This window comes from Streptomyces sp. NPDC055815, from assembly GCF_053616475.1.
The window spans coordinates 95419-105827 of the sequence record NZ_JBSHDU010000023.1 but is presented as its reverse complement, the minus strand read 5'-3'; the positions used below and the strand labels follow the sequence as shown (position 1 = coordinate 105827).

Genomic DNA, 10409 nt, shown 5'->3' with positions numbered 1-10409 from the left:
GGAACGCGGAGGCGCCGCTGGGCGCGCCGTCCCGTGTGCCCACCCGTCCCGCCCCAGCGGGACGATTGCCCACACGGCGGTGGGCCGGGGCACCGCCCAGCCCCGGCGCGGGCCCCGCCGGCGGCGGCGCACCGCCCACCCCCGGCGCGGGCCCCGCCGGGGACGCCGCACCGCCCGGTGCGGGTTCGGGACGGGAAGGTCCCGGGGGTTCAGGCCGCACAGCCCACCGGGATTCGCATGCCCTGGACGACCTCCGTCCACAGCTCGTGGACCGCCAGGGCCCACAGCGCCTGGGCGTCGTGCTGCGAGGGATGGGCCAGATGCCGGGCCAGGAGTTTCGCGGCACGGTCCGCGCGGATCTTCCCGCCGAGGACCAGCCGCGCCGGCGACAGCAGTTCGCGGACGAGGTCGAGCAGCGGCCCGCCGGGCGCGAGCATCGCCGCCACCGGCAGGGTGAAGGGCTGCTTCGGGCGGCGGAGGACCGACGCCGGGAGGAGTTCCGCACCCGCCTCGTACAGCGCCCGCTTCCCCGTCCGCTCCCCCACGGGAAGGGCGCGCGCGTGGGCCACCACGGACGGCTGGCAGAAGGGCAGGCGGGCCTCCACCGCCCAGGCCATGGACAGGTGGTCCAGGCGCCGCAGGTGGTAGGCCGGGAGCCGCCATCGCGTCTCGAAGGCGGTCATCGCGGTGAGCCGGTCCGCGCCGGCGGCCTCGGCCGAGCGCAGCTCCTGCTCGATGCGGTCGGCGGCGGAGCCCGTATCGGCGATGTAGGCGCGGTAGTGGGAGGTGTAGAGGTGTTCGCGGAGCAGCCGCGGGGCCGCCGCGAGCGCGTCCGTGTAGGCGGCGGCCCAGTCGGGCCCCGCCGCCGGCGCGGCCCGCATCCGGTCGTATCCGCCGAAGAGTTCGTCGGCGCCGTCCCCGGCGAGGGCGACGGTGAAGCCGTTCTCGCGGACGGCCCGGAAGAGGGCGTAGGTGGAGAGGGTGATGGGGTCGGCGTTCGGCTGGCCGAGGTGGCGGACGGTCCGGGTGAGGAGCGAGCCGAGTTCGTCGGGGTCGACGGCGACCTCGTGGTGCACGGTCCGGGCGCGGCGGGCGACGGCGCGGGCGTAGGCGGCTTCGGAGTCGGGCCACCGGCCCCGGTAGGTGAGGTGGAAGGTGTGCAGCGGCGGCGCGTCCGTCTCGCGGGCGTGCTCGGCGGCGAGGGCGGTGACGAGCCCGGAGTCGAGGCCGCCGCTGGTGACGGCGCAGACGGGCACTTCGGCGCGGGCGAGCCGGCGCACCTCGTGCCGCAGGACGTCCTGGGTGTCGCCGACGCCCCTCGCGCGGTAGGGCCCGCGGCGGCGCACGACAGGGGCGGATCCCGGCCGTACGAGCGCGGTGGCGCCCGGCGGCAGGACGTCGACCCCGTCGAGTGCGGTGTGCGTCGAGAAGGACGTGCGGGTGGCGAGGAGCGTGTCGAGGGCGTCCTCGCGCGGGGAGATCCGTACCCCTTCGAAGGCGAGGAGGGCGGGGATCTCGGAGGCGAAGCGGGTGGATCCGTCGTACGGGTCGTGGTGCAGGTGGAGCGGCTTCATGCCCATGTCGTCGACGGCGAGGACGAGTCGGGTGGAGCCGGGCCGCAGGTCGAGGACGGCGACGGCGAACATGCCGTCGAGGTGTTCGGCGAAGGCGGGACCGTACTCGGCGTAGAGCGCGGGGAGCACCGTGCCGTCGCAGCGGTCGGGGAAGCGGTGGCCGCGGGCGGCGAGGGTGCGGCGGAGCTCGGCGTGGTTGTAGATCTCGCCGTTGAGGACGGCGAGGATGCCGGGCAGGTGGGGCAGCCGGTAGGGCTGTTGTCCGCCGCAGGGGTCGGTGACGGCGAGCCGGTCGCAGCCGAGCGACCAGCCGGGGCCGCTGAGCACCTGGTGCTCGTCGGGCCCGCCGTGGCGCTGGCGGGCGGAGACCGCCGCGAGCTGGGCCGGATCGGGGCGGTCAGCCCCGGCGGCGAAGGAGCCGAGGATCCTGCACATACCGGTCACCCTCCAAGCACGTCACGAAACCCGTTGCACCCAATGATTTGAATCTACCAAGTTTTTGAATGGCGCGTAAGTGCCATGTCCTGTTCACGCCACGGCTTGGCCTTGCGACGCCCCCGCCACCCCAACAGGCTGACCCCATGGAGGACTTCAACCGGACGGCCCCCGAGTCCCTGCTGGTCGTGGCCGCACACCCGGACGACATCGAGTTCTGCGTCAGCGGCACCGTCATGCAGTGGATCGAGCGCGGCACCCGCGTCACGTACTGCATCGTCACGGACGGCGGCGCGGGCGGCTATGACGCAGCGCTCCCCCGCCAGGCCATGGCGGACCTGCGCCGCGCCGAACAGGTCCACTCCGCCAAGCTCAGCGGCGTCGCCGACGTGCGCTTCCTCGGCTACCCCGACAGCTTCGTGGAGCCCTCCGTGGAGCTCCGCCGCGACCTGTGCCGGGTCATCCGCGAAGTACGGCCGCAGCGGGCCGTCATCCCGTCGCCCGAGATCAACTGGGCGCGCGTCGCCGACCTCCACCCCGACCACCGCGCCGTCGGGGACGCCTGTCTGCGCGCCGTCTACCCCGAGGCCCGCAACCCCTTCGCCCACCCGGAACTCCTCAAGGAGGAGGGCCTGGAGCCTTGGACCGTCCACGAGCTGTGGCTGATGACCGGGCCGACCCCGAACCAGTACGTCGACGTCACCTCCGTCTTCGACCGCAAGGTGGAGGCCCTGCGCATCCACACCTCGCAGACGGCCCACTTCGACGACCTGGCGGGCCTCCTGCGCACCTGGCTCGGCGAACACGCGACGGCCGGCGGACTGCCCCCCGGCCGCATGGCGGAGGCCTTCCAGATCGTCCACATCGACTGAGCCTTGTCGCCTCTCGGGGCCCGTGAGACCGTGCCTTCAACGCGCTGTCTTCCGGGGGGAGTTCAGAACATGGCACTGGAGAGGTCGGACGCGGACAAAGGCCTGATGGAGTCGTACGCACTGCCGTGGGTGGAGGCGAACGAGGACGACGCCCACGCGGCGGCCGACCGTCTCCGCCCCTTCGGCTCGAAGTTCGCCGACGACCGGGCGGACGCGGCCAAGGCGGTCGAACGGCTCGTCTCCAGCGGCCAGGGCGAGGCGACCAAAGCGCTCGAAGAACACTGGGCGGGCCTGTCGGGCCAGTTCACCCAGGTGTCCACGGCGGCCGGAGTGATCGCCGACGGCATGGACTCCTGCGGCGACATCGCCCGGGCCTCCAAGAACGCCGTCCTCGACCTCGTCCACAACCTCCGGTCGACGATCTCCCGCATCGGCGCGGCGGAGATGCCGAGGATCAGCGACGCCTCCCTGCAGGCGCAGGCCGCGGAGGCGGACAAGGCCAGGCCCGGGATCCAGGCCGAGGTCGACTCCGCGACCACCCGAGGCGCCGAGCACATCAAGAGCGTGCGGAACGACGCCGACGTCATGGCGCTCAAGTCCATCGCGGGACTGCCCGCGGGCTCGGGCTCCGGCTCCGGCTCCGGCTCCGGCTCCGGCTCCGGGACGGGCAAGCGGGGCGCCGACAGCATGCACCTGGCCTCCGCGGGCGGCTCCTTGTGGGGAGGCGACCTGATCCACGACGAGGACGAGCACAAGCGTGCGCGCAAGCGGCTCGGCGAGATCGCCGACCACATCCGCGACACCAGCTCGCTGCCCCTCGCCCAGGCCGGCCTCCACCTGACCGAGCTCGGCGCGAGCGGCGCCCTCGGCGCCTCCCTGGCCGCCGGTCTCCGTCCGCTCCTCGACGACCTCGTCCTCGCCTCCCGGGCTCTTGCCGACCACCTGACCGGACCCCTCTCCGGGGCGATCAAGGCGGCCGCCGAGGAGCAGAAGCGGCAGGACGACGAACTCAAGGAGCGCTTCGGCTGGTGGAAGTGAGGGGCGCGCAAGCGTGAGGCGCGGGTGCTCCTGACTCCTGGGGGGGCACTGCTCACCCCCGGGGGTTCTCCTCACCCCTGGGGGTGGCGCGACGCCGTCCAGTAGGCGCAGTCCGGCCCGCCGTGGACCGCCCGTCCGTCGCCGTCGCAGAAAGCTGTGGCCCCGCAGCTTCCGACGGACGGAGAGGTCTCGCATGCCCCTGCAATCCCCCTGGCGCCGGGCCGTGCGCGCCGGCGCGACCGGCGTCGCGGCCCTGGCACTCGTCCTGGGCCTGCCCGCCTCGGCGACGGCCGCGCCCGGCGATCTGGACCCCACCTTCGACGGCGACGGCAGGGTCGTCACGGACCTGGGCGGCTACGCGGGCGCCGACGGCATGGTCGTCCTGCCCGACGGCAGGATCGTCACGATGGGCGACGGATTCACCCTCGACACCTCCGGCGACTTCACGCTGACGCGGTACCACCCGAACGGCACGCTGGACACGAGCTTCGGCGGCGACGGCATCGTCACCACCGACTTCGGCGCCAACGAGGAGGGCCGGGGCGTGGCCCTCCAGCCCGACGGCAAGATCGTGGCGGTCGGCGCGTCCACCGACATCGCCGCCAACAGCTTCTTCGCGGCCGCCCGCTACAACGCCGACGGCAGCCTGGACACCACCTTCGGCGAGGGCGGCCGGGTGCTCACGGACGTCGACGTCGACCAGATTGAGATCGCCGAGGTGGTGGCCGTCCAGTCCGACGACAAGATCGTCGCCGGCGGATCGAGCGGCGGCGTGTGGTCGCTGGTGCGCTGGACCGCCTCCGGCGTCCCCGACCCGACCTTCGACGGCGACGGCATCGTCACCGGAACGTTCGGTCCCAGCTGCTGTGCCTGGGTCCGCGATCTGGTGCTGCAGCCCGACGACAAGATCCTCGCCGCCGGGGTGGGGAACGGCGTCACCCTGGCCCGCTACAACACCGACGGCAGCCTGGACGCGACCTTCGACGGCGACGGCCGCGTGACCACCGGCACCGGATCCGCGGAGGGCGTGGCGCTGCAGCCCGACGGCAGGATCGTCACCGCCGGCAAGAGCGGGAACACCTTCCTGGTGCGGCGGTTCACCGCCGCCGGTGCGCCGGACCCGAGCTTCGACGGCGACGGCGTCGTCACCACGGCCTTCGGGCCGGAGGACGGCGGTGCGGCGGACGTGGCGCTGCAGTCCGACGGCCGGATCGTCGCCGCCGGCACCTACGCGGGCGACTTCGCGCTGACGCGGTACAACACGGGCGGCAGCCTGGACCCGGACTTCGGCGGCGACGGCCGGGTGACCACCGACTTCGGCGGCCCCGAGGACCAGGCCGCGCAGGTGGCGGTACAGGCCGACGGCAGGATCGTCACGGCGGGGCTCGCCGGCGAGGACATCAGCTCCACCGAGAACCGGGCCCTGGCCCGCTACCTGGGCGGTGGCGGCGTCGAGCCGCCGGCGAACGTGGACGTGGCGGTGACGAAGAACGGGCCCGCCACGGTCAGCATCGGCGACACCGCCACGTACACCGTCGGCGTGGCGAACAACAGCACCACGACCGCGGCGACGAACGTCCAGCTCACCGACACCCTGACGGGGACGGCGACCATCCTGTCGGCGACCACCGACCGGGGCACCTGCACCGTCACCACCGGCCGGGTCACCTGCGCGATCGGCACGCTCAACCCCGCCGGCACCTCGGGCTCCACCGCCACGGTGACGATCGTCGCCGAGCCCTCGCGGACCGGCACGCTCACCGACACCGCGACGGTCACCACGACACCCGCCGACACCGCGACCGGCAACAACACCGCCACCCGCACCACCACCGTGAACAACAACCGCGGGTGCACGATCATCGGGACCAGCGGCAGCGACACCCTCAACGGCGGCTACAACAACGACGTGATCTGCGCCCTCAGCGGCAACGACACGATCAACGCGAGCTTCGGGAACGACACCGTCCACGCCGGGCCGGGCAACGACCGGGCCGACGGCAGCTACGGCAACGACACGCTCATCGGCGGCCCGGGCAGCGACACGCTCCTCGGCAACTACGGCAGCGACAGCCTCAACACCGTCGACGGCGTCGCCGGCAACGACACCGCGAACGGCGGCTACAACACCGACACCTGCACCACGGACTCGGGCGACATCCGCGTCAGCTGCCCGTGACCCCTCAAGGGAAGGGGCCCGGAGTCACGGAGACTCCGGGCCCCTTCCCGTACGGGCGACCAGCAAGGGCTCAGCAGGCGCCGAGGTCCTGCCGGACGCCCCACTCGCCCGTGGTGCCGGGCTCCTCGCCGCGGAGGCCCCCGAATTGACCCAAGGAGCCGAGCCCGGCCCGCCTCAACCTCGGAAGCGGTTCCTCCGCGATCCGGCCGGGTAGCTGGCGTACATGTCAAAAGGCTGGCGCTGGTTCCTCCTGGCCGCGTTCGTCGTCTGGACCGTCTTCGCGCTCCAGTGGACGGACCTCGGCTGCGACTACCCCGAGGCCTACCTGGCGGTGATCCGCTTCGGCACACCGGAGGGCCTGGAGTTCCTCCCCGCCTGCGCGGGCTGACCGGCCTAGGATCGCCCCATGACCCGACACTCGCGCTCGTACCTGTCGCTCTGGTCGCGGGACTCGTTCCTGTCCGTCGGCTCGGTCGGATCGACGCTCTCGATCGGCTCGGTCGGCTCCTTCCTCTCCGTCGGCTCGATCGGCTCCGCCGCCTCGATCGCCTCGGTCGGCTCCTGGGCCAGCCTCGGCTCCCTCCTGTCGGCCCAGTCCCGCTGGTCGGTCCTCTCCTGGCGCTCCCACCGCGGAGTCCTGGCGGCGGGAGCGGTCCTGGCGGCGGCGGGAACGGTGGCCCTGACGACGAGCACCCGAAGGACCCGCTGACACACGTCCGGCCTCCCCCGCAGGAGACGGAGGAGGCCGGGGCGGACGGCCATCCCGATCAGAGCGTTTCGGGCACCCCCGGGCGTAGCCATCGCAGCCGCCCCTTCAGGTCCGGGGCCTCGAAGGCCTCCGTGATGCGGGACGGGTCCTCCGCGAGGTGGTCCCAGGAGTCGAAGTGGAGGGGGACCACCGTGCGGGCCCCCAGGGTGCGGGCGAGGGCGGCGCCTTCGCTCGCGCTCATGGAGAAGGCGCGGTCCCCGGTGGACGGGAAGTGCGCGTCGCCGACGTGGAGGAAGGCCGTGTCGATACGGAAGCGCTCACCGATCTCCGCCAGGGCGTCGTGGCGGACGGTGTCGCCGGAGACGTACAGCGTGCCGCCCTCGTACGTGACGACGAAGCCGGTGACGGGGCCCGTGACGTGTTCCGTACCCTCCGGGCCGTGCCGGGCGGGGGTCGCCGTGACCGTGACCGTCGTGGCCCCGGCGGTGATCGTCCGGCTCTGCCAGGGGGCGAGGCCCTCCGCCCGGCCGCCGAGGCGTTCGGCGCCCTCGGGGGTGGTGAGGACGGCCCCGGCCCGGGCCAGCACCTCGCGGCCGGTGACGTCCAGGTTGTCGGCGTGCTGGTCGTGCGAGAGCAACACCAGGTCGACGGGCGGGAGTTCGGTGGCGCCCAGCGCGGGCCCGGCGGTGCGGTGGAGCGGGCGGGCGCCCGGGTAGTCGGCGGGGGCCGGGTCGAGGGCGGGGTCGGTGAGGACGGTGAGGTCGCCGATACGGAGGAGGACGGTCGCCGTGCCGAGGTAGGTGGCGGTGACGGCACTCACGCGCCGGCCTGCGCCTTCGACGCGTCGATCTTGGTCTGGAGGGAGGCCAGGAGCCCCCGGAGGAGCTCGATCGTGACCTCGTCCGTGAGGTTGCCGTCCGCGTCGAAGCGCTCGTGCGAGCGGAACACGTGCACCTCGGGCTTCACGACGACGTCGCTGTCGGTCCAGACGAAGACCTGGCGGAGGGCGAGCTGCGCCCGCACCGTGCCGAAGTTGGTCGGCGCGGCGCCGAGGATCGCGACGGGCTTGCGGTGCAGCGGGAGGCCCTCGGTCCTGGTCCAGTCGGTGGACAGCCAGTCGAGCGCGTTCTTGAGGACGCCGGGGATGGAGTAGTTGAACTCCGGCGTGGCGATGAGCAGCCCGTCCGCCGCCGCGACCCGCCGCCGCAGCTCCTGGACGACGGCCGGCCGCAGCTCGGGGGTGTCGAGGTCCAGGTCGTAGGGCGGGATCTCGCGCAGCTCCTCGTAGATCTCGATCTCCTGGCCGCCCGGGTTGAACTTCCGGGCGGCGCGCAGCAGTTGCGTGTTGTGCGAGGTGGCGCGGAGCGAGCCGGAGATGGCGAGGATCGTGGACGCGGTCATGGGAACCCCCCGTTGGTCGGGTGAGCCGGCGGGCGCCGGACTCGACAACGACGAAGCTAAACCGGTCGGTTCAGTCTGTCAACCAAACAGTTCAGTCTTGACAGTGAACTGAATGGTGTAGTTCATTCGGGTCATGGCCACTCACGCACTCACCGCAGGGCGGACCGTCGCCCGCACCGCCCGCCCCTTCCACACCCACGAGGGCGCCGGATTCCCCGTACGCCGCCCCTTCCCCACCGCGGAACTCCCCTTCGTCGACCCCTTCCTGATGATCGATCAGGTCGGCCCGACCGAACTCGGACCCGGCGAGGCGAAGGGCGCTCCCCCGCACCCGCACCGCGGCTTCGAGACCATCCAGTACGTCCTCGACGGCGACATCGCGAACGCCGACTCCCGCGGCCACCGCGCCGTCGTCCGCGCGGGCGGCGTCCAGTGGCTCACCGCCGGCTCCGGCATCGTCCACGAGGCCCTGCCCACACCGGAGTTCCTCGCCTCGGGCGGCCGGCAGCACATGCTCCAGATCTGGCTGAACCTCCCCGCCCGCCTCAAGGGCGTCCCGCCGCGCAGCCAGAACGAGGAGGCGGCCGACCTGCCCGTGGCCGTCACCCCGGACGGCGCCGAACTGACCGTGCTCGCCGGCACCAGCCACGGCGTGACCGGCCCCTTCGAGACCCGTACGCCCGTCCTCGTCGCCCATGGGCGGCTCGCGCCGGGCAGCAGCGCCGAGTTCAGCGCCCCGGCGGGGCACAACGCGATGGTGTACGTGATGCGGGGCGAGGCCCGGGTCGCGGGCGAGCACCTCCCGGACGGCCACCTCGCGGTCCTCGCCCACGACGGCGAACGGTTCACCGTCGAAGCCCCGGACGCCGCCGCCGAGGTCCTCGTCCTGACGGGCGAGCCGATCGGCGAACCCGTCGCCCGCAGCGGCCCGTTCGTGATGAACACGGCCGCCGAACTCCGCCAGGCGGAGCGGGACTTCCGGCAGGGCCTCATGGGACGGATGCCGGCGTGACCACGCTCTCGCCACCTCTCGCGGACCGGCGGGCCCCCGCCCGCACCGGCCTCCTGCTCGCGGCCCTGGCCGCACCCGCCGCGATGGGCGTCTCGGGCCCGAGCCTCGCCCTCCCCGACGCCGCCCGCGCCCTCGCCGTCACCCCCGCCGCGGCCGCCTGGCTGATGACGGCGTTCGGGATCGGCATGGCCGTCGGCACCCCGCTCCTCTCGGCCACCGCGGGCCGGCGGCGCGGCCCCCGCGGGGTCGTCGAGGCCGCCGCCGTCCTCGTCGCCCTCGGCGCGCTCCTCGTCCTCCTCGCACCGAACCTGCCCCTGACGATCGCGGGGCGCACCCTGGAGGCGGCGGGCGCGGCGGGCCTGAACGTCGCCGCCTTCCAGCTCGCCGGCCGGGACCGCTCGGGCCGCCTCCCGGGCCTGGTCGCGATCGGCAGCGCGGCCGGCGGCACCGTGGGCCTGTTCGCGGGCGCGGCGGTGGCCGGCGCGGTCGGCTGGCGCGGAGCCCTGATCCTCCCGCTCCTGAGCCTGCTCGCGCTGCGCCCGGTCCTGCGGCTTGCGGACGGGGGACGACCGGAGGCCGAGGAGTCTCCTCGTACATCCGAATCCATCGGATCCCCGGGTACGACCCCGACCCCGACCCCGACCCCGACCCCGACCCCCTCCCTCCCCCTCGACATCCTCCGAGACCGCCGCTTCCTCGCCGCCTCCGCGCTGATGCTGGGGCTCTCCACCGTCAACTTCGCCCTGCTGTACGCCGCTCCGCGCCGCGTCGCCGTACTCACCGGCTGGGGCGCGGTGGAGACGGGGGCGTTCGCGTCCGTCGCCGCGCTCGCGGGGGCGCTGCTGTCCTGGCAGCTGGTCCGCGCGGCCCCGGCGCTGGGCCCGGCCCGGCTCAAGTCCGTCCTCGCGGTCGGCTCGGTCCTGGCCCTGGTCCTCGCCGTGGCCGCGCCCTGGCCGGTGGCCGTCCTGCTCGGCTCGGGGACCAGCGCGCTGGTCACGGCCGGGGGGCAGGGGCTGCTCACGGGCGCGGCGACCGGGGGCCTGCCGGTGGCCCGGCACGGGCTGGCGATCGGCCTGTTCAACCTGGCCTTCCTGATCGGCGTCGCGGCGGGCCCCGCCCTGGCGGCCTTTGCAGACCAAACCGTTCAGTTCATATAGTGAGGCCCGCCGCCACCGAACGTACCGACCGA

Annotated in this window: 10 protein-coding genes; 7 read left to right on the top strand and 3 right to left on the bottom strand. The window is 73.8% G+C overall.

The genetic code is table 11. From position 1 onward, the window contains the following. Window positions 1-209 precede the first annotated feature (209 nt). Complete coding sequence (asnB, locus tag ACWGN5_RS17315; RefSeq protein WP_453515801.1) at window positions 210-2009, bottom strand: asparagine synthase (glutamine-hydrolyzing); 1800 nt, start codon at window positions 2007-2009, stop codon at window positions 210-212. Between the two features lie 146 nt (window positions 2010-2155). On the opposite strand from asnB, the gene ACWGN5_RS17310 reads away from it, so the two are divergent. The 5 genes from ACWGN5_RS17310 to ACWGN5_RS17290 all read left to right on the top strand — a co-directional run bounded on the left by ACWGN5_RS17310 (window position 2156) and on the right by ACWGN5_RS17290 (window position 6807). Continuing rightward, complete coding sequence (locus tag ACWGN5_RS17310; protein ID WP_453515798.1) at window positions 2156-2881, top strand: PIG-L deacetylase family protein; 726 nt, start codon at window positions 2156-2158, stop codon at window positions 2879-2881. Between the two features lie 69 nt (window positions 2882-2950). Next, the gene (locus tag ACWGN5_RS17305; protein WP_453515795.1) at window positions 2951-3919 is read left to right on the top strand and encodes a hypothetical protein; all 969 of its coding nucleotides are present in this window, start codon (window positions 2951-2953) and stop codon (window positions 3917-3919) included. A gap of 193 nt (window positions 3920-4112) precedes the next feature. Beyond that, window positions 4113-6098: a calcium-binding protein gene (locus tag ACWGN5_RS17300; RefSeq protein ID WP_453515792.1), complete on the top strand. Its 1986-nt coding sequence runs from the start codon at window positions 4113-4115 to the stop codon at window positions 6096-6098. A gap of 223 nt (window positions 6099-6321) precedes the next feature. Then, the gene (locus ACWGN5_RS17295; RefSeq protein WP_453515789.1) at window positions 6322-6486 is read left to right on the top strand and encodes a hypothetical protein; all 165 of its coding nucleotides are present in this window, start codon (window positions 6322-6324) and stop codon (window positions 6484-6486) included. A gap of 18 nt (window positions 6487-6504) precedes the next feature. After that, a complete protein-coding gene (locus ACWGN5_RS17290; protein ID WP_453515786.1) occupies window positions 6505-6807 on the top strand; it encodes a hypothetical protein in 303 nt (100 codons plus the stop codon). A 58-nt stretch (window positions 6808-6865) separates the two neighbouring features. Here ACWGN5_RS17290 and ACWGN5_RS17285 read toward each other — a convergent pair whose 3' ends face one another. Together ACWGN5_RS17285 and ACWGN5_RS17280 are read right to left on the bottom strand one after the other, a co-directional pair. Continuing rightward, entirely contained in the window at window positions 6866-7627 is a 762-nt protein-coding gene (locus ACWGN5_RS17285; RefSeq protein WP_453515784.1) for an MBL fold metallo-hydrolase, read from the bottom strand. Then, window positions 7624-8208, bottom strand: coding sequence for an NADPH-dependent FMN reductase (locus ACWGN5_RS17280; protein WP_453515782.1), 585 nt, complete (start codon window positions 8206-8208; stop codon window positions 7624-7626). Before ACWGN5_RS17280 ends, ACWGN5_RS17285 begins: the two co-directional genes overlap by 4 nt. A 133-nt stretch (window positions 8209-8341) precedes the next feature. On the opposite strand from ACWGN5_RS17280, the gene ACWGN5_RS17275 reads away from it, so the two are divergent. Continuing rightward, on the top strand, window positions 8342-9220 hold the full coding sequence (locus tag ACWGN5_RS17275; RefSeq protein ID WP_453515780.1) for a pirin family protein: 879 nt from the start codon (window positions 8342-8344) through the stop codon (window positions 9218-9220). After that, window positions 9217-10377, top strand: coding sequence for an MFS transporter (locus tag ACWGN5_RS17270; RefSeq protein WP_453515778.1), 1161 nt, complete (start codon window positions 9217-9219; stop codon window positions 10375-10377). Before ACWGN5_RS17275 ends, ACWGN5_RS17270 begins: the two co-directional genes overlap by 4 nt. The last annotated feature ends 32 nt before the right edge of the window (window positions 10378-10409 follow it).